This window comes from Pseudomonas putida (assembly GCF_028682635.1).
Taxonomy (GTDB): Bacteria; Pseudomonadota; Gammaproteobacteria; order Pseudomonadales; family Pseudomonadaceae; genus Aquipseudomonas; species Aquipseudomonas putida_AE.
Window position 1 is genome coordinate 53,469 of sequence record NZ_JANHLK010000029.1, and the last position, 23,627, is coordinate 77,095.

The 23,627-nt window shown below is 61.7% G+C and carries 14 protein-coding genes; 4 read left to right on the forward strand and 10 right to left on the reverse strand.

Features of this window, described 5'->3' with window-relative positions; translation table 11 throughout:
- Positions 1-2 precede the first annotated feature (2 nt).
- Positions 3-3,344 (reverse strand): maltose alpha-D-glucosyltransferase, encoded by a 3,342-nt coding sequence (gene treS / locus NPS56_RS26175; RefSeq protein ID WP_274077321.1) that lies wholly within the window; start codon positions 3,342-3,344, stop codon positions 3-5.
- 142 nt (positions 3,345-3,486) lie between these two features.
- Positions 3,487-5,484: an alpha-1,4-glucan--maltose-1-phosphate maltosyltransferase gene (locus NPS56_RS26180; RefSeq protein WP_274077322.1), complete on the reverse strand. Its 1,998-nt coding sequence runs from the start codon at positions 5,482-5,484 to the stop codon at positions 3,487-3,489.
- A gap of 219 nt (positions 5,485-5,703) precedes the next feature.
- On the opposite strand from NPS56_RS26180, the gene NPS56_RS26185 reads away from it, so the two are divergent.
- Positions 5,704-5,871, forward strand: coding sequence for a hypothetical protein (locus NPS56_RS26185; protein ID WP_274077323.1), 168 nt, complete (start codon positions 5,704-5,706; stop codon positions 5,869-5,871).
- A 543-nt stretch (positions 5,872-6,414) separates the two neighbouring features.
- On the opposite strand, the gene NPS56_RS26190 is transcribed toward NPS56_RS26185, so the two are convergent.
- Positions 6,415-6,918, reverse strand: coding sequence for an MgtC/SapB family protein (locus tag NPS56_RS26190; RefSeq protein WP_274077324.1), 504 nt, complete (start codon positions 6,916-6,918; stop codon positions 6,415-6,417).
- A 125-nt stretch (positions 6,919-7,043) separates the two neighbouring features.
- Between NPS56_RS26190 and NPS56_RS26195 the strand changes: the two genes are divergently transcribed.
- From NPS56_RS26195 to mapR, 3 genes are all read left to right on the forward strand, one after another.
- Entirely contained in the window at positions 7,044-7,277 is a 234-nt protein-coding gene (locus tag NPS56_RS26195; RefSeq protein WP_274077325.1) for a DUF3203 family protein, read from the forward strand.
- Between the two features lie 195 nt (positions 7,278-7,472).
- Positions 7,473-8,903 (forward strand): cytochrome c oxidase accessory protein CcoG, encoded by a 1,431-nt coding sequence (gene ccoG, locus NPS56_RS26200; protein ID WP_274077326.1) that lies wholly within the window; start codon positions 7,473-7,475, stop codon positions 8,901-8,903.
- 144 nt (positions 8,904-9,047) lie between these two features.
- A complete protein-coding gene (gene mapR / locus NPS56_RS26205) occupies positions 9,048-10,457 on the forward strand; it encodes a GntR family transcriptional regulator MpaR (RefSeq protein ID WP_274077327.1) in 1,410 nt (469 codons plus the stop codon).
- Positions 10,458-10,519: 62 nt separating this feature from the next.
- On the opposite strand, the gene NPS56_RS26210 is transcribed toward mapR, so the two are convergent.
- From NPS56_RS26210 to tpx, 7 genes are all read right to left on the reverse strand, one after another.
- Positions 10,520-11,266, reverse strand: coding sequence for an SDR family oxidoreductase (locus tag NPS56_RS26210; RefSeq protein WP_274077328.1), 747 nt, complete (start codon positions 11,264-11,266; stop codon positions 10,520-10,522).
- 92 nt (positions 11,267-11,358) lie between these two features.
- Positions 11,359-13,440: a putative bifunctional diguanylate cyclase/phosphodiesterase gene (locus NPS56_RS26215; protein WP_274077329.1), complete on the reverse strand. Its 2,082-nt coding sequence runs from the start codon at positions 13,438-13,440 to the stop codon at positions 11,359-11,361.
- A gap of 378 nt (positions 13,441-13,818) precedes the next feature.
- Entirely contained in the window at positions 13,819-15,282 is a 1,464-nt protein-coding gene (locus NPS56_RS26220; protein ID WP_274077330.1) for an efflux transporter outer membrane subunit, read from the reverse strand.
- A complete protein-coding gene (locus NPS56_RS26225; RefSeq protein WP_274077331.1) occupies positions 15,279-18,386 on the reverse strand; it encodes an efflux RND transporter permease subunit in 3,108 nt (1,035 codons plus the stop codon). Before NPS56_RS26225 ends, NPS56_RS26220 begins: the two co-directional genes overlap by 4 nt.
- Positions 18,383-21,487: an MdtB/MuxB family multidrug efflux RND transporter permease subunit gene (locus NPS56_RS26230; RefSeq protein WP_274077332.1), complete on the reverse strand. Its 3,105-nt coding sequence runs from the start codon at positions 21,485-21,487 to the stop codon at positions 18,383-18,385. The genes NPS56_RS26225 and NPS56_RS26230 overlap by 4 nt, the downstream gene beginning before the upstream one ends.
- Entirely contained in the window at positions 21,484-22,800 is a 1,317-nt protein-coding gene (locus tag NPS56_RS26235; protein ID WP_274077333.1) for an MdtA/MuxA family multidrug efflux RND transporter periplasmic adaptor subunit, read from the reverse strand. The genes NPS56_RS26230 and NPS56_RS26235 overlap by 4 nt, the downstream gene beginning before the upstream one ends.
- A 178-nt stretch (positions 22,801-22,978) precedes the next feature.
- Complete coding sequence (gene tpx / locus NPS56_RS26240) at positions 22,979-23,479, reverse strand: thiol peroxidase (protein ID WP_274077334.1); 501 nt, start codon at positions 23,477-23,479, stop codon at positions 22,979-22,981.
- Between the last annotated feature and the right edge of the window lie 148 nt (positions 23,480-23,627).

Here is a 23,627-nt window from a genome sequence, read left to right on the forward strand (position 1 = left end):
GACTACTCTCCACCAAGATCGGAAAAGGGTTTAAGCCCACTCAATAATCCATATAAACCGTGCAACGGCACGGGCAGCCAACCGGGGCGATTTTCCGCCTCGTAGGCCACTTCATAAGCCGCCTTCTCCAGACCGAACAATGCCAAAGCGGCATCTTCGCCTTCAGGATCTTGCCACGCATGGCCAAGCGTAGCTGCCGCCAGCCGATAAGCGTGGATAAATGCCTGTTTTGCCTCACTCAAATAACGATCGCCGACCCGCTGGCGAGCTGCCTGGGCCTGGTCGGTGTTATCAACGTTGTGCACATTGATGGTCATGGCCGCCGCGTAGTCAAAGGAGCGCAGCACGCCGCTGACATCCTTGTACGGGCTGTGCTTGCCTCGACGCTCCGGCAGCGGACGTGCCGGTTCGCCTTCGAAGTCGATCAGGTACGCATCGCCCTTGATCACCAGCACCTGGCCCAGGTGCAAGTCGCCATGCACACGGATCCGCAGGCCACCCGCCGTCTTTTTCGCCAGCTCCTGGACATGGCCGAGTATGGCCTTTTTATGGTCCAGTAAATGGCTGACCAGGGTTTTGTCCGCCGGGTTCAGTTCATTTTGATGCTGCTTGAGCAACTTCAACGCATGCTCGATTTGTGCCACCACATCCTTGCCCGTCGCCAGCGCATCCTTTTGCGTGGTGATGTACGGATCAAAGTCGGGGTTGTCGCTCGACGCCGCCAGCACCTGATGCATTTCACCCAGGCGCTGGCCGAGCATGGCAGCGAAATCCTTCAATTCGCCAAGGGCGTTGTAGTGCTGCTCCTGCTCAGACATGGCATCGGCGAGCTCGTCGCGCAACGCCCGCTCCAGGTTGTTCTGGGTCCATTCCCAGGCATCGCCCTGGTTGCTCAGGTAGCCCTGGGCGATCATCAGCAGGTTGTCTTCGCCCGCTGCATCCCGACGCACCACGGATCCCAGCAGCGGCGAGATATTGGCGAAGCCGGCAGCGGTCAGGTACGCGCTCATTTCCAGTTCCGGGTGCACGCCGGATGCGACCTTGCGAATCAGCTTCAACACCAGGCTATTGCCGACCACCACCGAACTGTTGGATTGCTCGGCGGACAGGTAACGCACATCCGACTCCGCCGTCAGGCCCAGTTTGGCAAGCTGCGCAGTGGGTTCGAAACGGATCTCGCCGCCGTCCGACGGTAGCACCCTGTTGTCGTGCATGCCTTGCAGCACCGTGCGGATAAAGTTTTCCAGGCTGAAGGCATCCGTGATCAGACCGACCTGCGGGCCTCGGCGCACGCGCGACAGAGCCAGTTGCTGGGGTAATGCGGCGCCCATCTGGTCTTCGGTAATGAAGCCGAACGGCAGTTGATAGCGGCTGGTCACGCCTGCGCTGGTGACTTCGATTTCACTCAACAACACCGGGTGCTGCGCATCGCCGAAACGCACGCCGTAGGCCAGGTTGACCTGTTCGATGGCCGCGTCCTTGCCGGCGAACCAGCGGCGGTTCTGCAGCCAGTTCGGCAGGATGGCCTGCTCCAGGGTGGAGCGCGATGGTGCTTCGAGCAGCTCTTCCATGCGTTTTTTCAGCACCAGGGTGGTGAAATCCGGCAGGCTTTGCGCCGGTTCCACGTGCCAACTCGGCATCTGGTTCTCCGCGGCGAGGCCGAACCAGTAGAAACCGTAAGGCGCCAGGGTCAGGAGGAAACTCAACTGGCCAATGGGCGGGAACGCGTTACCGCCGAGCATCTCCACCGGCACCATGCCAACGTACGCCGACAGGTCCAGCTCCACGGCTTGGGCGCTGCGCGAAACGTTGGCCACGCACAGGATGACTTCGTGCTTGCCGTCCGGCCCTGTATATTCGCGGGTATAGGCCAGCACCCGGCGATTGGACGGCGAGAGCATTTTCAACGTGCCGCGCCCGAACGCCTTGGACTGCTTGCGCACCGTCAGCATGCGCCGGGTCCAGTTCAACAGCGAATGCGGATCACCGGCCTGGGTTTCGACATTGACCGACAGGTAGCCGTATTGCGGGTCCATGATCGGCGGCAGTACCAGGCTGGCCGGATCGGCACGGGAGAACCCGCCGTTGCGGTCGATCGACCACTGCATTGGTGTGCGCACGCCGTCGCGATCGCCGAGGTAGATGTTGTCGCCCATGCCGATCTCGTCACCGTAGTACAAGGTCGGCGTGCCGGGCATCGACAGCAACAGGCTGTTGAGCAGCTCCACGCGCCGGCGATCACGCTCCATCAGCGGCGCCAGGCGCCGGCGAATCCCCAGGTTGATCCGCGCGCGACGGTCGGCCGCGTAGTAATTCCACAGGTAGTCACGTTCCCTGTCGGTGACCATCTCCAGGGTGAGCTCATCATGGTTGCGCAGGAAAATCGCCCATTGGCAATTGGCCGGGATCTCCGGTGTCTGGCGCAGAATATCGGTGATCGGAAAACGATCTTCCTGGGCCAGCGCCATGTACATGCGCGGCATCAGCGGGAAGTGAAACGCCATGTGGCATTCGTCGCCGTTCAGCCCGGACTTATCGGTGTCGCCGAAATACAGCTGAGTGTCTTCCGGCCATTGGTTGGCCTCGGCCAGCAACATGCGGTCCGGATAATTCGCGTCGATTTCGGCGCGGATCTGCTTGAGCACGTCGTGGGTTTCGGGCAGGTTCTCGTTGTTGGTGCCGTCGCGCTCGATCAGGTACGGGATCGCGTCGAGGCGCAGACCGTCGATGCCCATGTCGAGCCAGTAGCGCATCACCGACAGCACGGCCTTCATGACCTGCGGGTTGTCGAAATTGAGGTCCGGCTGGTGCGAGTAGAAGCGGTGCCAGAAGTATTGGCCGGCCACCGGGTCCCAGGTCCAGTTGGATTTTTCGGTGTCGAGAAAAATGATGCGGGTGCCGTCGTATTTTTGGTCGTCATCGGACCAGACGTAGAAGTCCCGGGCTGCCGAGCCCTTTTTCGCCTTGCGGGCGCGCTGGAACCACGCATGCTGATCCGAAGTGTGGTTGATGACCAGTTCGGTGATCACCCGCAAACCACGCTTGTGCGCCTCGGCAATGAAGCGCTTGGCGTCGGCCATGGTGCCGTAGTCGCTGTGGACGCCCCGGTATTCGGCGATGTCATAACCGTCGTCGCGGCGTGGCGAGGGGTAGAACGGCAACAGCCAGATGGTATTGACGCCGAGGTCGGCAATGTAGTCGAGTTTGGCGATCAGACCGGGAAAATCGCCGATCCCGTCGTTATTGGAGTCGAAATAGGATTTGACGTGAACTTGATAGATGACCGCGTCCTTGTACCAGAGCGGATCCTTGATGAAAGTGGCTGCCTTGGGTTTCTTCGCCATTTGAAACTCCTGTTGAATTCGAATTAACCACTACCCCTGTAGGAGCCGGCTTGCTGGCGATAGCGGTGCGGCAGGCACCATCCAGTTGTCAGATGCACCGCCATCGCCAGCAAGCCGGCTCCTACAGGTGTCGGTGGTGTATCTAAGAGGTAGTAATCCGCCAGATCCCGAACGGCTGATACGCCGGGTCCAGGCGCATGAACTGGTACTTGCCGTGCCAGGTCCAGCGATGGCCGCTCATCAAGTCCTCACCCTGGGTGCTGGCGTCATCGGGCAAACCCATTTCCCACAGCGGCAACTCGAAATTCGCCTCTTGCGGGTTATGAGGGTCGAGGTTGACCGCCACCAGAATGAAATTGCTGCCATCGGCACTGCGTTTACCGAAGTACAAAATGTTGTCATTCCAGGCGTTATAGACCTTCAGGCCCAGATGAGTTTGCAGTGCCGGGTTTTGCCGGCGAATGCGGTTGAGCTGGGCGATCTCGGCGATGATGTTGCCGGGGGCATTGAAGTCCCTGGGGCGGATCTCGTACTTCTCGGAGTCGAGGTATTCCTCCTTGCCCGGTACCGGCGCCGACTCGCACAGCTCGAACCCCGAATACATGCCCCACAGCCCCGAACCCATGGTCGCCAGCGCTGCGCGTATCAGAAAACCGGGACGCCCGGATTCGTGCAGGAACGCCGGGTTGATGTCCGGTGTATTGACGAAAAAATTCGGCCGGTAGCATTCGCGCCACGGTGATTCATTGAGTTCGGTGAAATAGGTCGCCAGCTCGGCCTTGGTGTTGCGCCAGGTGAAGTAGGTATAGCTCTGGGAGTAACCGACCTTGCCCAGCCGCGCCATCATCGCCGGGGTGGTAAAGGCTTCTGCGAGGAAAATCACCTCTGGATACAGCGCGCGAACGTCGGCGATCAGCCATTGCCAGAACGGCAGCGGCTTGGTGTGCGGGTTGTCGACGCGAAAAATCTTCACGCCCTCCTGCACCCACCCTACGACGATGTCGCGCAGTTCGACCCACAGGCTGGGGATCGCCTCGACGGCATAGAAGTCGACGTTGACGATGTCCTGGTACTTTTTCGGCGGGTTCTCGGCGTATTTGATCGTGCCGTCGGGCCGCCAGTTGAACCAGCCCGGGTGCTGCTTGAGCCATGGATGGTCCTGGGAGCACTGGATGGCAAAATCGAGGGCGATCTCCAGGCCGTAGTCCGCAGCCGCCGCCACCAGGCGCCGGAAGTCTTCGCGGGTGCCCAGCTGCGAATGAATCGCCTCGTGCCCGCCCTCCTCACTGCCAATGGCATAGGGGCTGCCTGGATCGTCCGGCCCGGCCGTCAATGAGTTGTTTGGCCCCTTGCGATAACTGCGGCCGATCGGGTGGATCGGCGGGAAATACAGCACGTCAAAGCCCATGTCCTGGATCATCGGCAGCCGTGCATGCACATCGTTGAAGGTGCCGTGGCGCTTGGGATCGTCGGTGATCGAGCGCGGGAACAGTTCGTACCAGCTGGCGAATTGCGCAAGCTGGCGCTCGACGTCCACCGGGTACTCCGGGCTGAGGCTCAGGTAGGCACGATGATCGGCCTGTGCCATCAACTGCGCGCTGCGCTGGTGCAGGAACAACGCCACCTGCTCGGTTTCGAGCAGGCCCGACAGTTCATGGTGCAATGCCGCGAGGTCTTCGCTGAGTTGCCCTTCGGCGCGCTCGGCTGCTTGCTGGACATGCAGGCGGCCTTCCTGCAGCTCAAGGCTGACGGGTACCAAGGCGGCATGCTTTTTTTCCAGTTCGTAGCGAAAGCTGGCGAACTGGTCGATCCAGGCTTCGATGCAGAACACATAACGGCCCTGGCTCTCGACCCGAAATTGGCCTTGCCAGCCGTTGTTGCCCAGGTCGGCCATGACCTCGCTTTGCCAGACCTCATCGCCCTCGGCCCGCCAGCGCACCCGCACGGCCAGCTTGTCGTGACCGTCGGCGAACACCTTGCTGGTCACCACCACGTCCTGGCCGACCACGGCCTTGACCGCAAACTGCCCGCCTTCGAGGGTCGGCAGGGTATTTTCAATCACGATTCGCGGCAGTAACAGTGCCTGTGAAAGCGGCATGTGCGGGTTGTAGCTCAGTTCATTCGGTTTTTCAGCAGTCATCGAGCATCACTCCTTTACGCCCCATGGACGCTCTTGTGTCTGGTGTCTGATGTCTGGTTTTCATCCCGCCGGGCACTTCACCCTGGAATGAACTCACTTAGGTTCCGAGCGCCGGCCGCCGGTAAAAGTTCAGCAGGATCTGCCGGGAATCAAATCCTCCACGCAGTGGTCAACCAACTTAAGCACGACTCACGCCATGTGCCACTGGAGAGATGAACAATGAACAACCCATTCCCGGCCGAAACCCCCGATCCGAACATCGATAACCCGGTGATTCCACCCAGCGATCCGCAGCCTGTACCCGAACAGGATCCGCCTGGCAGCAACCCGCCACCCAGGGAAGAGCCACCGACGACCATGCCACCGGTGATTGTTAACCCTGAATGAAGACAGTTGATCGTTCCCCTGGCGTGCTGGGGGAATGATTGCGGGAAGAAACCGAAGGACGTTTCCTACGGGTGCGTAGTACCGGTCCTGAAATGGTTTTTTTGTGCAGGTATGGCGGCTCATTTGCGCTTATCGAGCGACATACTGACGACGCCACCCACCTTGAGTACGGCCAGCCATGAGCATGATCTTTTTTACCGTCGGCACATTCACAGAACGAGCAAGCGCAGAGGAAAACGCGCTTATCCGTGAACCCTCGGTCGACGGCTGGTCTCTCTTTGAAAATCTTCAGTTACGAATTTCTTTGGTTCCATACCGAGCGGAGTCTGCTAGAGGACGGTAGAAGCTCGATACTCAAAGAGCTCGACAATCATCTTCTCCTTGGTGAGTTCGACTATAGCCAGCATGAGCTCCCCCCGAAAACGAGCCCTGCACCTGCACCTGCACCTGTAGGAGCGAGCTTGCTCGCGATGGTCGTCAACGATAACGCGCAGTGCCTGGATGAACGCGGTGGCTGAACGTTTTTCGCGAGCAAGCTCGCTCCTACATTGGGTCTTTGTCTTTATCGATCAGCTTCACGATCCTCGGCATCACGCCAAGAATCAGCAGCGCCAACAACGTACTGAGCACCGCCGTCGCCTCCCGCCCCAACCCGGCGGACACGCCAATGGCGGCGGTCATCCACAGTCCGGCGGCGGTGGTCAGGCCTTTGACGTGGCCTTCGTCGCCTTCCTGGTTTTTCAGGATGGTGCCGGCGCCGAGGAAGCCGATCCCGGCGATCACGCCTTGCACCACCCGGCTCATGGCGTCGGCCTGGGAGCCGGACATCTGCGGTACCAGCACGAACAACGCCGCACCCAGCGCCACCAGCATGTGCGTGCGCACCCCGGCGGCCTTGCCCTTGTGCTCGCGCTCGAACCCGAGGATGCCGCCCAGCACCGCCGCCATCAGCAGGCGCACGGTGATGCGGGTCAATTGCGAGGCATCGCCGATGTCGGCGAACTCCGCTTGCAGGGTCACCCAGACTTCATGCCACCAGGCGTTCATTGGCGCATTCCCTTTTGAAAAAGTGATGGAGGATGGACCACATCAACCATTAATCAGTTGCACAGAACGATGCTCGCCGCCGATAGCCTAATGCTGCATCAGTCGTAAAAACCAAGGATCACGTCATGACCGTACGCATCGAGAACGAGACCTGCTTCTTTATCACCGAAAACGGCGAGGAAATTCGCCTGTGCCCCGATGTGACCATCATCACCGATAGCGCCAAAGCGATGTCGGCGGTCGACCTCGAAGGCCAGCGCATCTACATCACCGAAGCAGAAGCCGACGCTTTGACCGTAGCAGGTGCGGTGGACGGTCGCCGGCATTTGAAGGCCACCGACAGTGATTCGGTGATTTGACTGACCCGGATCAACAAGGCCTGCAAGCGTGTGATATAGCCGCCCACGCCCCGCCGCGACAGGTGCTTCAACTTGTCGCAGGCCGGGCTGCCGCGAGCATCTGATCCGGTTTTTAATGCAATACCTGAGTCTGTTATGCAAACAGATCGCCGCTCATAGTGCTCCTGCCTGATGGAGGCTGATGAGCGAAAGACCATGAGCGATAGAATCCCCGTCCGAACCGTAGAAAGCGCCCCCTTAGTACAGACTTTCGAGCCTTCGCGACCAAAGATGAAGGCCAAGTCCAGCGACAACCTGATCCACACCCGCAGCTTCACCGGTCTGTTCCGAACCCTGCGCATCAGCGGCGCGGGTGTTCTGTTCCTGCTGTTCTTCGGCACCGTTTGGCTGAACTGGGGCGGTCGCCAGGCGGTGCTCTGGGACCTCTCCGAAAGCAAATTCCACATCTTTGGCGCGACCTTCTGGCCGCAGGATTTCATCCTCCTCTCGGCACTGCTGATCATTGCCGCGTTCGGCCTGTTCGCGATCACCGTGTTCGCCGGCCGGGTCTGGTGCGGCTACACCTGCCCGCAAAGCTCCTGGACCTGGATCTTCATGTGGTGCGAGAAAATCACCGAAGGCGAACGCAACCAGCGCATCAAGCTGCAAGCGGCGCCCTGGGGGCTGAACAAATTCCTGCGCCGCTCGGCCAAGCACAGCTTGTGGCTGGCGATCAGCCTGCTCACCGGCTTGACCTTCGTCGGCTATTTCACGCCGATCCGTCCGCTGGCCGAAGAACTGCTGACCCTGCAGATGGGCGGCGTCAGCCTGTTCTGGGTGCTGTTCTTTACCGGCGCCACCTACATCAATGCCGGCTGGCTGCGTGAAGCGGTGTGCATGCACATGTGTCCGTACGCGCGATTCCAGAGCGTGATGTTCGACAAGGACACCCTGACCATTTCCTACGACGTGGCCCGTGGCGAGAACCGTGGCCCGCGCAAGCGCGAGGTCAAGCCGGCCGAGGTCGGCCTGGGTGACTGCATCGATTGCCAGCTGTGCGTGCAGGTGTGCCCGACCGGCATCGACATTCGTGACGGCTTGCAGATGGAATGCATCGGTTGCGCCGCGTGCATCGATGCCTGCGATTCGATCATGGACAGGATGGGCTACGAGCGCGGGCTGATCAGCTATACCTCGGAGCATCAGTTGCAGGGCGGCAAGACTCACCTGTTGCGGCCACGGTTGATCGGTTACACCGCCGTGCTGCTGGTGATGATCGTTGCACTGGTCATCGCGCTGATGGAGCGGCCGATGGTGTCGCTGGACGTGAGCAAGGACCGCGGCCTGTTTCGCGAGAACAGTCAGGGGCAGATCGAGAACATCTACAGCCTCAAGGTCATCAACAAGACCCAGCAACGCCAGGACTACCACCTGGCCCTGGTCGACGGCGAGGGCTTCCAGTTGCAGGGCAGGACCGAGCTGAGCCTGGCACCGGGCGAGATTGTCGATGTGCCGGTGTCGGTGGCGATGACGACGGAACGGCCAGGCAGCAGTTCGCAGGGCATCAGCTTCAAGGTCGTCGACAGCGATGAGCCAGGCGTCTACAGCGTGGCCAAGAGCCGGTTTGTTGCGCCGATGAACCGTTAAGGCTTTAGACTGCGGTGCGCCATTCGCGAGCAAGTCGAATCGTCGCACCGCCGCTCCCACATGAACGCTGCAATACCTGTAGGAGCTGGCTTGCCAGCGAAAAAGTCACCTCGGTTTCTTGAATGACACCAATCCAGGCTAACGATGAAACGCTACGAAAAATTCGCCGATGACATCGCTGAACTGATCCGCACCGGCGTCCTCGGGCCCGGTCAGCGCGTGCCGTCGGTGCGCTACGCCAGCCAGACCTACGGGGTCAGCCCCTCGACCGTGTTCCAGGCCTATTACCTGCTCGAACGGCGCGGCCTGATTCGCGCCCGTCCGCGCTCCGGCTACTTCGTCAACGCCCATGCGCCACGGCCGTTTTCCGAGCCGGAGATCAGCAGCCAGGTCAATGAATCCACCGAAGTCGACGTCAGCGAACTGGTGTTCTCGGTCCTCGACTCGATCAAGGACCCGAATACCGTCGCCTTCGGCTCGGCGTTCCCCAGCCCGACCCTGTTTCCACTGCAGCGGCTGTCGCGCTCGCTGGCCAGCGCCAGCCGCGACATGGACCCGCGCATGGTGGTCACCGACATGTCGCCGGGCAACCCGCAACTGCGCCGGCAGATTGCCCTGCGCTACATGGTCGGCGGCCTGATGCTGCCCATGGAAGAGTTGCTGATTACCAACGGCGCCCTGGAAGCGCTGAACCTGTGCCTGCAAGCCGTGACGCAACCCGGCGACCTGGTGGCCATCGAAGCCCCGGCGTTCTACGCCTGCCTGCAAGTGCTGGAGCGCTTGAAACTCAAGGCCGTGGAAATCCCCGTGCACCCGCGCGACGGCATCGACCTCGGCGTGCTGGCGCAAACCCTGGAACGCCATCCGATCAAGGCCTGCTGGTGCATGACCAGCTTCCAGAACCCGATGGGCGCGACCATGCCCGAAGCGAAAAAACGCGAACTGGTGGAATTGCTGCGCAGCCATCAGGTGCCGCTGATCGAAGACGATGTCTACGCCGAACTCTATTACGGCCAACAGGCGCCCAAACCGGCCAAGGCTTTCGATACCGAAGGCCTGGTGATGCATTGCGGCTCTTTTGCCAAGAGCCTGGCCCCGGGTTACCGCATCGGCTGGGTCGCCGCCGGACGTTATGCGCAGAAGATCGAACGGCTGAAACTCATGACCTCGCTCTGTGCCTCGATGCCGGCCCAGGCCGCGATTGCCGATTACCTGCAACACGGCGGTTATGACCGCCATTTGCGCAGGTTGCGTTACGCCCTGGAGGAGCAGCAAAGCGCCATGCTGTCAGCCATTGCCCGCTATTTCCCGGCGCAGACCCGTGTCAGCCAGCCGGCTGGAGGATACTTCCTCTGGTTGGAACTGCCCGAGCAGATGGATTCGTTGAAGTTGTTCCAGATGGCGTTGGCGCAAGGGATCAGCATTGCACCGGGGCCGATTTTTTCGCCGACCCAGCGCTTCAGGAATTGTATTCGGTTGAACTATGGCAGCCCTTGGGAAGAGGCTGCGGAGAAGGCGATGGAGACGTTGGGGCGGATAGTCAGATCATTTTAAAAGCAAAGATCGCAGCCTGCGGCAGCTCCTACGGGCAGGCTGCGATCTTTTGATCTTGATCTTTACCGGCCACCACCCAAATCGACAAAGGTCCCCGTCGCATAGGACGCCTTGTCCGACAGCAACCACACAATCGCCTCCGCCACTTCGTCCGGGCGCCCGCCACGGGCCATGGGAATCGCCGACTCCAGCTTGCTGACCCGATCCGGATCGCCGCTCAGCGCATGGAAATCGGTGTAGATGTAGCCCGGTCGCACCGCGTTGACCCGAATCCCCTCACCCGCCACTTCCTTGGACAAACCGATGGTGAAGGTGTCGAGCGCCCCCTTTGAGGCTGCGTAGTCGACGTACTCGTTGGGTGCGCCCAGACGCGAGGCCACCGAGGATACGTTGACGATGCTGCCGCCCTGCCCGCCGTGCTTGGGCGACATGCGCAGGATGGCGTGCTTGGCGCAGAGTACGGGCGCCAGCACATTGGTCTTGAGGATCTTGAGGATGCGGAATTCGGACATCTCGTCGACCCGGGATTTTTGCCCGACGGTGCCGGCGTTGTTCACCAGCGCCGTGACCCGGCCCAGCTCGCTGTCCACCCGGTTGAACAAGGCGATGACTTCGTCTTCGATGCTGACGTCGGCGCGCACCGCGATGGCTTGGGCGCCCAAAGCGCGGACCTGGTCCAGCACCGTTTGCGCGGCCTGCTCATCGGCCTGGTAGTTGATGCAGATCCGATAGCCTTGTTTGGCAGCCAACAGCGCCGTAGCGGCACCGATGCCGCGACTCCCGCCGGTGATGACGATGACTTTTTCCATGCAAACTTTCCCCCTTTCAACCCTATGCAGTCGGGGGGAAGAATAACCGCCATTGGCGGATTTTGCATGAAACCCTCATCGGTCCGGCCAGATCAAGCCAGGGCCAACTGCTCGGCGCGGTGGATTTCTTTCATGAAGCGTTCGGCTGGCAACGGGTGCCCCAGCAGATAACCCTGCAACGAATCGCAACCGAGCTGGGTCAGGAAGTCCTGCTGCGAGCCCGTTTCCACGCCTTCGGCGACGATCCGCAAGCCCAGTGCCTGACCGAGGGCGACGATGGCCGATACGATCGCGGCGTCATCGCTGTCACGCTCCAGGTCGCGTACAAAACCGCGGTCGATCTTCAGCTCGTTGGCCGGCAGGCGCTTGAGGTACATCAAGCTCGAGTAACCGGTACCAAAATCATCGATGGACAGGTCAACGCCCATGTCCGACAGCTCCTGCAACACCGTCATGCTCGCATCGGCATCGCTCATGGCCGTGGTTTCAGTGATTTCCAGAGTCAGGCTGTTGGCTGGCAAACGGTGCGTGGCCAGCGCCTTGGCGACGCTCTGCACCAGGCCCACATGGCAGAACTGCAAGGCCGAGAGGTTCACCGCGATGCGCCAATCGGTGTAGCCCAGCACATACCATTCGCGCATCTGGCGGCAGGCTTCGTTGAGCACCCACTCACCGATAGGAATGATCAGCCCGGTCTTTTCCGCCAGTTCGATGAATTTGTCCGGCAACAGCATGCCCTGGGTCGGGTGCTCCCAGCGCAACAACGCTTCGGCGCCCACCGGGCGGCCGTTGTTGGCATCGAACTTGGGCTGGTAGTGCAGGCTGAACTCTTTCTGCTCCACGGCATTGCGCAGGTCCTGGAGCAATTGCAGCTGCTTGCGCGCGTTGCTGTTCATCGAGGCATCGAAAAAGCTGTAGCCGTTCTTGCCCGTGCCCTTGGCGTGATACATCGCCGCATCGGCGTTCATCAGCAATTCGTGAGCGGTCTGGCCATTGCCCGGATACAGCGCGATGCCGACGCTGGCGGAGATCTGCAAATCATGATCGGCCACCCGGAACGAACGGCCGATCAGGCTGACCTGGCGGGCCGCGAGGTTCATCGCGTCGTCCGGCTCGCTCAATTGCACCAGCAGCACGAACTCATCGCCGCCTATGCGCGCCAGGGTGTCCTGGCCACGCAGATCCTCGCGCAGGCGCAGGCTGACTTCGCACAGCAACTGGTCACCCATGTGGTGGCCGAAGGCGTCATTGACCGGTTTGAAGCCATCGAGATCGATGAACATCAACGCCAGACACCCCCCCTCGGTGTCGACCCTGGACATGCCCTGATCGATGCGATCGGCCAGCAACACGCGATTGGGCAGGCCGGTCAGCGTGTCGTGCAGGGCCAGTTGGGTCAGTTCGCGATTGGCCTCGGTCAACGACTGGGCAAGGTTGGCGGTCCGGGCTTCCAGGCGCGCATCGAGGATCGAGGTCAGCAAGGCGATGCACAATACCGCCAGGGTGGTGATCAGGACCAGGTTGTCGAGGCCATTGCCGCGCAAGCCATTGACGGCTGCGCCGCAAAAACTGCCCTCAGGAAATTGCGCGGCGGCCATGCCAGTGTAGTGCATGCCGACGATGGCAATGCCCATGATCACCGCCGCGCCACCACGGATCAGGCGCACATAAGGTGTGTGCTGGCGCAGGCGGAACGCAATCCAGAGTGCAGCGCCCGAGGCGCCAACCGCTATGCACAGCGACGCGCCGAACAGCGTCGGGTCGTAATCGATGCCCGGCTGCATGCGCATGGCCGCCATGCCGGTGTAATGCATGGCACTGATCCCGGCACCCATGACCAGCGCACCGAACGCCAGCTGCCAGGCCGGCAACCGCGCCTGGCTGACCAGCCACAGGGCGAAACCGCAGGACAGGATGCCGATCAGCAGTGACAGCAAGGTGATGGGGAGGTCGTATCCCAGGTCGATAGGCAACTTGAACGCAAGCATGCCGATGAAATGCATCGACCACACCCCGACGCCCATGGCAAACGCCCCGCCCGCCGTCCACCAATGCACCGCCCGGCCCTTGGCCGTGGCAATGCGCCCGGTCAGGTCCAGTGCGGTGTAAGAGGCGAGGATGGCCACACAAAGCGAAATGATTACCAGCGTTGGGGAATAACTACCGATGAGCATGAAGATGTCTCGTTATCACCCCCGTACTGCTTCCGTTCTCGGAGGTATAAATCCGGCGATTGTACTGATTCCAAATGAGAACGCACTCACAAAATGAGCAAAAGGCCAGCAAGGCGATGAAACGCTTGTTTTAAGGTTTTACATTAACTCCGTCCACACTCGTGCCCCCCTGTAGGAGCCGGCTTGCCGGCGAAGGCGTCCTCGAACCTTGCGCCAGTCTTTCGGACGTCTTCGCTGGCAAGCCAGCTCCTACAGGTTTTGCGGTGATACATAGATCTTGTGGCATAACACACCCCCCTGTAGGAGCTGCCGCAGGCTGCGATCTCTTGACGTTGCCTTTAAAAACCAAGATCAAAGGATCGCAGCCTGCGGCAGCTCCTACAGTTGACCATCCCACCCGCCACCCAGCGCCGCAATCAGCTGCACACTGGCAATCAGGCGGCTCTGCAGCAGGTCCAGGGTGCTGCGCTCATTGCTCAATGCCGCGGCCTGGACCACCACCACATCCAGGTACGCGATCACCCCCGCCTTGTACTGGTTCTCGGTCAGGCGCAACGACTCGCGGGCTGCATCCAGCGCCTGCTGACGTACCACGGCTTCGTCCTGCAGCACCTTGAGCTGGACCAGGTAGTTCTCCACTTCGCGGAAGCCGTCGAGCACGGTCTGGCGGTATTTGGCCACGGTTTCGTCGTAGGCCGCTTCACTGCGGTCCACTTCCGCCGACCGCTGGCCGCCGTCGAACAAGGTCATGGCCAGTTGCGGGCCGACCGACCAGAAACGGTTCGGCAGGCTGAACAGGTCTTTCGAGGTGCTGCTGCTGTAACCGCCGTTCAAACTCAGGGTGAGATCGGGGTAATAAGCGGCCTTGGCCACGCCGATGTTGGCGTTGGCGGCGATGACCGAGCGCTCGGCCGAGGCAATGTCGGGGCGGCGTTCCAACAGTTGCGAAGGCAGGCTCAATGGCACCGCCGGCAAGGCCGGGATGGTCTGGGTTTCCGCCAGGCTGAATTCGGCCGGCGGCAAGCCAATCAGCACGGCGATGGCGTTTTCCAACTGCGCGCGTTGCCAGATCAGGTCGACCATGTCCGCCTCGGTGCCCTTGAGTTGCGTCTGCGCCTGGGCCACCGCGTCCTTGCCGGAAACCCCGGCGCGGTACTGGTTTTCGGTCATCTTCAGCGAGCGCTGGTAGGCCGCGACGGTCGCCTCAAGTAAACGCTTCTGCTCGTCGATCACCCGCAATTGCAGGTAGTTCTGCACCAGTTCCGACTGCTGGCTCAAGCGCATCGCCGCCAGGTCGGCAAAACTCGCCTGGGCATTGGCGGTATCGGCTTCCAGCCCGCGGCGCAACTTGCCCCAGACATCCGCTTCCCAACTGACCCCGGCCTGGGCGGTGTAGGTGTCACGAATACCACTGGAGGAACTGGTCAGGCTGGAGCTGCTGCTGCCGGTGCCCTGGCTGGAGCGGTTTTTCCCCAGGGTCAGGTCCACCGTCGGAAAAAACGCACCCCGGGCGCTGCGCACCAGGGCCTGGGCCTGGCGGTACTGGGCTTCGGACTGGGCGACGGTCTGGTTGGCGCTGTTGAGCTTGTCGATCAGGCCATTGAGTTGCTGATCGCCGTACAGCTCCCACCACGCACCGCGAGCCAGGGAATCGCTCGGATTGGCCTGGCGCCAGCCGGCCGCTTCCTTGTACTGCGCAGGTTCCGCGGTTTGCGGGCGCTGGTAATCCGGGCCGACGGCGCAGGCACTGAGCATCGCCACGCACAGCGACAGGCTCAGCAAGCGCGAGCCACGGGCGGTGATCAGCGGTGTAGCCAGGTTGAACAGCGAACGGTCAGTCATAGCGGAGTTTCCAGGGCAGCATCGGTACGCACCCCACGCCAGCGGTTGAAGCGATGGCGCAGTTTGTCGAGATAGAGGTAAACCACCGGGGTGGTGTAAAGGGTCAGCACCTGGCTGAAGATCAGCCCGCCGATGATGGTCAGGCCCAGCGGCTGGCGCATTTCCGCCCCTTCGGCGCGGCTCAGCAACAGCGGCAAGGCGCCGAGGATCGCGGCCAGGGTGGTCATCAGGATCGGCCGCAAACGTTGCAGGCAGGCATTGCGAATCGACTCCAGCGGTGCCATGCCCTGATGGCGCTCGAGCTGCAACGCCAGGTCGATCATCAGGATGGCGTTTTTCTTCACCACGCCGATCAGCAGGAACAGGCCAAGCAATGAGATCAGGCTGAACTCACCGCCCAGGGCATAGATCGACAACAGCGCGCCGACACCCGCCGAAGGCAAGGTCGAGAGAATGGTCAGCGGATGAATGTAGCTTTCATACAGCACGCCCAGCACCAGGTACACCGCCACCAGCGCGCCGAGGATCATCCATGGCTGGCTCTTCTGGGTCGCGGCAAAGGCATCGGCGGTGCCGGCCATTTTAGCGATGACGTCTTCGGGCAGTCCCACCGAGGCAATGGCCCGCTCGATGGCGGCACTGCCCTGCTCCACGGTCACGCCTTCGGCCATGTCGAAGGCAATGCTTTCCGAGGCGAACTGGCCTTCGTGGCTGACCCGGTCGTCTGCCAGGCTGTTCTCGTAATGGGCGATAGTCGACAGCGGTATCCGCGCGCCGTCCGCGGTGATCACCTGCACCTGCTTGAGCGTGATCGGGTCCTGGGCGTACTTCGGATTGACCTCCATCACCACCTGATACTGGTTGAGGCTGTCGTAGATGGTCGAGATCTGGCGCTGGCTGTAGGCGTTGTTGAGCACCGCCGTGACCATGTCCATGTCCACCCCAAGGCGCTTGGCCTGGTCGCGGTCGACGATCAGCGTCACCTGCTGGGCACCCCGCCCTTCGCGGGCATCGATCGCGGTCAGTTCGGGCAGCGCCTTGAGGGCGGTCACCACTTTCGGATACCACTCGCGCAACGCGCCCAGATCCCCGCTTTGCAGGATGTAGGAGTACTGCGACGAAGTCTGTTCGCGGCCACCGCCAAACTGCAGGTCCTGGTCGGCCATCAGCATCAGTTGCGCGCCGGCGACCTTGGGCATTTCCTTGCGCAGGCGTTCGATGACCTTTTGCGCGGAAATACTGCGCTCCTTGATCGGTTTCAGGCGCACCAGCATGAACGCATTGTTGGTGCCGTTGGTGCCTCCGATGAATCCGGCGACGCTTTCCACCGCCTCGTCCTTGAGCACGGCGCGGCGGAAGATCTCCATTTTCGGCTGCATCACGCTGAACGACAGACCATCGTCGCCGCGCACGAAACCGATCAGCTGACCGGTGTCCTGCTGAGGAAGAAACGTTTTAGGAACAACGATATACAACGCAACGTTAACGCCAATTGTCACAAACAGACTGAGCAGTGTCAGGCGCTTGTGACGCAGCACCCAGTCGAGGCTGGTGGCGTATTTGCCGACCATCCAGTCGTTGGCTCGCCGGCTCCAGCGCTGCAAACGGTTTTCCTGGCCCGGTGTGTGTGGCTTGAGCCAGCGGGCACAGAGCATCGGCGTCAGGGTCAGCGAAACCACCAGCGACACCACGATGGCCGCCGCCAGGGTGATGGAGAATTCGCGAAACAGGCTCTCGATGATCCCGCCCATGAACAGGATCGACAGGAACACCGCCACCAGCGAGACGTTCATCGACAGCAAGGTGAAGCCGACTTCCTGGGCGCCGAGGTACGCCGCCTTCATCGGCCGCACCCCCGCGTCGATGTGCCGGGAGATGTTCTCCAGCACCACGATGGCATCGTCCACCACCAGCCCGGTGGCCAGGATCAACGCCATCAGCGACAGGTTGTTCAGCGAGAAACCGTACAGGTACATCACGGCAAAGGTGCCGACCAGCGACACCGGCACCGCCAGGGTCGGAATCAGCGAGGCGCGGAAGTTGCCGAGAAACAGGAACACCACCAGGATCACCAGCGCCACGGCGATCAGCAGGGTCATTTCCGCTTCGTGCAGCGTGGCCTTGATCACCGGCGAGCGGTCCATGGCCAGGTTCAGCTTGACGCTGGCCGGCAGTACGGCCTGCAACGCCGGTAACTGGGCCTTGATCTCGTTGACCGTCTCGATGATGTTGGCCCCGGCCTGGCGGTTGATCACCAGCAGCACCGCCGCATCGTCGTTGAAGAAGCCACTGTTGTAGCGGTCCTCGACGCCGTCGCTGACCTTGGCCACGTCCTTCAGGCGCAGGGCGGCACCGTCCGCGTAGTGGATGATCAGCGACTCGTAGTCCTTGGCCTTTTCCAGCTGGTCGTTGGCCTGCACCTGCCACAGCCGCTGGCCATCCTCCACCGAGCCCTTGGGCCGGCGCACGTTGGCATTGGCGATGGTGTTGCGCACATCGTCCAGGGCCACGCCGTATTGGTTGAGCGCGTGGGGTTCGAGCTCGATGCGCACCGCTGGCAGGGAGCTGCCGCCGATCTGCACTTCGCCGACGCCCTGCACTTGCGACAGGCTCTGGGACAGGATGGTCGACGCCAGGTCATAGAGCTGGCCTTTTTCCAGCACGTCCGAGGTCAACGACAACACCATGATCGGCGCCTGGGACGGGTTGACCTTCTTGTAGGTCGGCATGCTGCGCATGCCGCTGGGCAGCAGGTTGCGCGAGGCGTTGATCGCCGCCTGCACTTCCCGCGCCGCGCCGTTGATGTCGCGGTCCAGGTCGAATTGCAGGATGACCCGGGTCGAGCCCTGGCTGGAGCGGCTGCTCATGGTGTTGACCCCGGCGATGGCGCCGAAGGAACGTTCCAGCGGCGTGGCCACGGTGGAAGCCATGACTTCCGGGCTGGCGCCAGGCAGGCTGGCCTGGACCACGATCACCGGGAAGTCCATCTGCGGCAACGGCGAAACCGGCAACAGGCCGAAACTCACGCCGCCCAGCAGCATGATCGCCAGGCTGAGCAACATGGTTGCCACCGGGCGCTTGATGAAAGGACCGGAGAGGTTCATGGCTGCTCTACCGCTTCCACGGCTTCAGGCTTGCGACCCCAGCGTCGACCGAGGCGGTCGAAATACAGGTAGATCACCGGTGTGGTGAACAGGGTCAGGACCTGACTCAACAGCAAGCCGCCGACCATCACCAGACCCAAGGGTTGCCGCAATTCCGCGCCGGAACCGGTGGCCAGCATCAACGGCACCGCGCCGAACAAGGCTGCCAGGGTGGTCATCAGGATCGGCCGGAAACGCAACAATGCCGCCTGATAGATCGCCGTTTCCGGATCCATGCCCTGGTTGCGTTCGGCGTCGAGGGCGAAGTCGATCATCATGATCGCGTTCTTCTTGACGATGCCGATCAGCAGGATGATGCCGATGATCGCGATCATCCCCAGGTCATTGCCGCTGAGGATCAACGCCAGCAAGGCGCCGACCGCCGCCGAGGGCAAGGTCGAGAGAATGGTGATCGGGTGGATGTAGCTCTCGTAGAGCACGCCCAGCACGATGTACATGGTCACCACCGCCGCCAGGATCAGCAGCAAGGTGCTCGACAGCGACGCCTGGAAGGCCTCGGCCGCGCCCTGGAACTGGGTCTGCACGCCAATCGGCATGCCGATGTCCTGCTGTACCTGCTCGATGATCTCTACCGCATGCCCCAGCGCCACGCCGGGGGCGAGGTTGAACGACATCATCACCGCCGGGAACTGGCCGATGTGGGTGATCGCCAGTTGCGCCTGGCGCTCCTCGATATGTGCCAGGCTGGACAGGCGCACCTGCCCGCCATCGGTGGTCTTGACGTGGATCTGGTCCAGCGCCTGCGGACCGATCTTCTCGCCGGACTGCGATTGCAACACCACGCGGTATTGGCTGGCCTGGGTGTAGATCGTGGAAATCTGCCGCTGCCCGAAGGCGTCGTACAGCGCATCGGTGATGTTCGACACCGACACCCCGACCCGCGACGCGGCGTCGCGGTCGATCACCAGGTAGACCTGCAAGCCCTTGTCCTGCAAGTCGCTGGCGACGTCGGTCAGCTCCGGCCGTTGGGCCAGGGCTTCGACCAGGCGCCCGCTCCACAGGCTGAGCAATTCGGAATCCGGCGACGACATGCTGAACTGGTACTGCGTGCGGCTGACCCGATCTTCGATGGTCAGGTCCTGCACCGGTTGCATGAACAGGCGGATGCCCACCAGTTTGTCCAGTTCCGGCTGCAAGCGCGCGATCACTTCAGTGGCGCTCAGGTCGCGGTCGCTGTGGGACTTGAGATTGATCAGCAACCGACCGCTGTTGAGCGTCGAGTTGTCGCCGTCGACGCCGATGTAGGACGACAGGCTCTCGACCGCCGGATCCGCCAGGATCACCTTGGCCAGCTCCTGCTGGCGCTCGCTCATCGCGGCGAAGGAAATCGACTGCGGTGCTTCGGAAATGCCCTGGATCACCCCGGTGTCCTGCACCGGGAAAAAGCCCTTGGGCACCACCATGTACAGGAACACCGTCAGCGCCAAGGTGCCAATGGCCACCATCAGCGTCAGCGGTTGGTGCTTGAGAACCCACTTTAACTTTCGACCGTAAGCCGCGATCATCCAATCAATTGCTGCGCCACTGGCGCGGTAGAAACGGCCTTGCTCTTCTTCCTTGGGCTCACGCTTGAGCAACCGCGCGCACATCATCGGCGTCAGGGTCAGGGACACCACCAGGGAAATCAGGATCGCCACCGCCAGGGTGATCGCGAATTCTCGGAATAGCCGCCCCACCACATCGGCCATGAACAGCAGCGGGATCAGCACGGCGATCAGCGACAGGGTCAGGGAAATCAGGGTGAAGCCGATCTGCTTGGCGCCCTTGAGCGCCGCGTTCAATGGGCTGTCGCCCTCTTCGATGAACCGGGAAATGTTCTCCAGCATCACGATCGCATCGTCCACCACGAAGCCGGTGGCGATGGTCAGGGCCATCAGGGTCAGGTTGTTGACCGAAAAGCCGGCCAGGTACATCACGCCGAAGGTGCCGATCAACGACAGCGGCACGGCCACCGACGGAATGATCGTGGCACTGGCCCGGCGCAGAAACAGGAAGGTGACCATCACCACCAGGGCGATGGCGATCAGCAGTTCGTGCTGCACGTCGGTGACCGAGGCGCGAATGGTCTGGGTGCGGTCGGTCAACACGGTGACATCGAGGCCGGCCGGCAGGTTGTCGGTGATGCTCGGCAGCAAGGCCTTGATCCGGTCCACCACTTCGATCACGTTGGCCCCTGGCTGGCGCTGGATGTTCAGCAACACCGCCTGGTTTTCATTGGCCCAGGCCGCCAGGCGTTCGTTCTCGGCGCCGTCGACGATTTCCGCCACGTCCTTGAGCCGCAACGGCGCGCCGTTGGCGTAGGCCAGGATCAGGTTGGCGTAATCCTTGGGCGAGGTCAGTTGATCGTTGGCATCGAGCATCGACACCCGGGTCGGGCCATCGAAGTTGCCTTTTGGCTGGTTGACGTTGGAGGCGCCGATCAGGGTGCGCACGTCCGACAGGTTCAGGCCGTTGGCCGCCAGGGCCTCGGGGTTGACCTTGATCCGCACCGCCTGGCGCTGGCCACCGGCAATGCTGACCATGCCGACACCGCTGATCTGGGCGATTTTCTGCGCCATGCGGGTGTCGACCAGGTCATTGAGCTTGGGCAACAGCATGGTCTTGGAGGTGATTGCCAGGGTCAGCACCGGGGTATCGGCCGGGTTGACCTTGTTGTACACCGGCGGTGCCGGCAAATCCTTGGGCAGCAGGTTGGTCGCGGCGTTGATCGCCGCCTGCACCTGTTGCTCGGCGACGTCCATGTTGATGTCGAGGCTGAAACGCAGGGTCAGCACCGAGGCGCCGCCGGAGCTGGTGGACGCCATCTGGGTCAGGCCGGGCATCTGCCCGAACTGGCGCTCGAGCGGCGCGGTCACGGCACTGGTCATGACATCCGGGCTCGCGCCGGGATACAGGGTCATGACGCGAATGGTCGGGTAATCGACCTGGGGCAAGGCCGACACCGGCAGCAGGCGATAGGCGATCACGCCGGCCAGGATAATGGCCAGCATGCTCAGGGTGGTCGCAACCGGGCGAAGGATGAACAGCCGCGAGAGATTCATGCGCCGCCCTTTTTCGCCTTGTTGGCAGGTGCCGGTTCAGTCGTGGTGGCCGCCGATTTGCCCTGCAGGTGGCCGGCGGGGTTGGTCGGCACTTGCTGCGGGTCGTTGACCACTTCCACATCGCTGCCGTCCTTGAGGCGGTCGGTGCCCTCCAGCACCACCCGATCACCGGCGGACAGGCCTTCGGTGACCACGGTGTTCTCGCCGTCGCTGGCACCGATCTTCAACTGACGGATCTTGACCTTCTTGTCGCCGTCCAGGGCATAGACGAAGGTGCCATTGGTGCCGAACTGGATCGCTGCGGATGGCGCGAGCACCACGCCTTTGAGGGTGTCCGCCAGCAGGCGCACATTGACGAACTGATTGGGGAACAGCGCCTGGTCGCGATTTTCGTAGCGCGCCTTGAATTTCAGGGTGCCGGTGGTGACATCGATCTGGTTGTCCAGGCTCTGCAGCACGCCGGTGGCCTGCAGCTTGGTGTCGCCACGATCCCAGGCCTCGGCCGGCAGCTTGGCACCGCTGCGATAGCGGGCCAGCACCACGTCGAGGCTGTTTTCCGGCAAGGTGAAGGCCACGCTGATGGGTTGGGTCTGGGTGATGATCGCCAGCGCGGTGGTGTCGTTGGCCGCCACCAGGTTGCCGACGTCCAGCTGGCGCAGGCCGACACGCCCGGCAATGGGCGCGCGGATGCGGGTGAATTCCAGATTGAGCTTGGCGTCGTTGACCGCCGCCTGGTTTGTCTTGACCGTACCCAGGTACTGACCGACCAGTGCCACGGCGGTGTCCAGGGTTTGCTTGGCGATGCTGTCCTCACGGTACAGGCCGGTATAGCGCTCGACATCCACCTGGGCGTTTTTCAACTGTGCCTGGTTCTGCAGTAAGGTGCCTTCAGCCTGGAGCAAGGCGTTCTGGTAGGGACGCGGGTCGATTTCAGCCAGCAGGTCGCCCGCCTTGACCATCTGCCCTTCCTCGAAATAGATCTTCATCAACTCACCACCGACACGGCTGCGTACGTTGATGGTGTTCAGCGCCGTCACCGTGCCCAGCGCCTTGTAATACAGCGGGAAATCCCCCGTGACCGCCGGCGCCACACGCACCGGCACAGGCCCTGCCGCGCCGCCAAACCCCGGCCGCATCCCGCCTGACCTGCCGGTGTGCCCGGCCACGGCTTTTTGCCCCGCACCCTCTTTCGGCGCAGCGCTGCCCGGCCAGAATTTCCAGCACAGGGCGGCGATGACCAACAGGACAAGCAGGCCAAACAGCCAGCGACGAGGACTACGGGAAGCGGAGGATTGCATTGAGTGATCAACCATTGGGCGCGTGGGCTTGTTTTACATGAGGCTGAACGATAAGCACTGGTGGGTCATAAGCAAAGCGCCTTTACCGGCAATTTACCTTCGGCTTACGTAACAGGAGAGATATCCAACATACTGAAACACAAATGAAAACGGCCTGGACAGGGCCAGGCCGTTAACAATTGTAATGCTTTACTTACTTCAGAGCGGCGAGCGCGGCTTCGTAGTTAGGTTCTTCAGCGATTTCCTTGACCAGCTCGCTGTGCAGCACGTTGTCGTTTTCGTCCAGTACCACCACGGCACGGGCGGTCAGGCCTTTGAGTGGGCCGTCAGCGATGGCCACGCCGTAGTTCTCGATGAACTCGGCACCGCGCAGGGTCGACAGGTTCTGCACGTTTTCCAGGCCTTCGGCACCGCAGAAGCGAGCCTGGGCGAACGGCAGGTCCGCGGAGATGCACAGCACCACGGTGTTGGCGACATCGTTGGCCTGGGCGTTGAACTTGCGCACGGAAGTGGCGCAGGTCGGGGTGTCGACGCTTGGGAAGATGTTCAGCACTTTGCGCTTGCCGGCGAAGTCTTGCAGGGTGACGTCGGACAGATTGCCGGCCACCAGGGAAAAGGCTGGCGCCTTGGAACCGGCTTGAGGCAGTTGGCCGTTGACTTGAACCGGGTTGCCTTTAAGAGTGACTTGAGCCATGAACGGAGTCCTTCTGAACGTTGGTGGTGGAGAATTTTGAAGAGGCAGAAGTTAACCACGAAATTGTCCGACGACCTATGGCCAAACATAATTTGTCATGTGTCGGCGCACAAAATCGCATACAACTGGCGACCCAATCCTGCCCCCT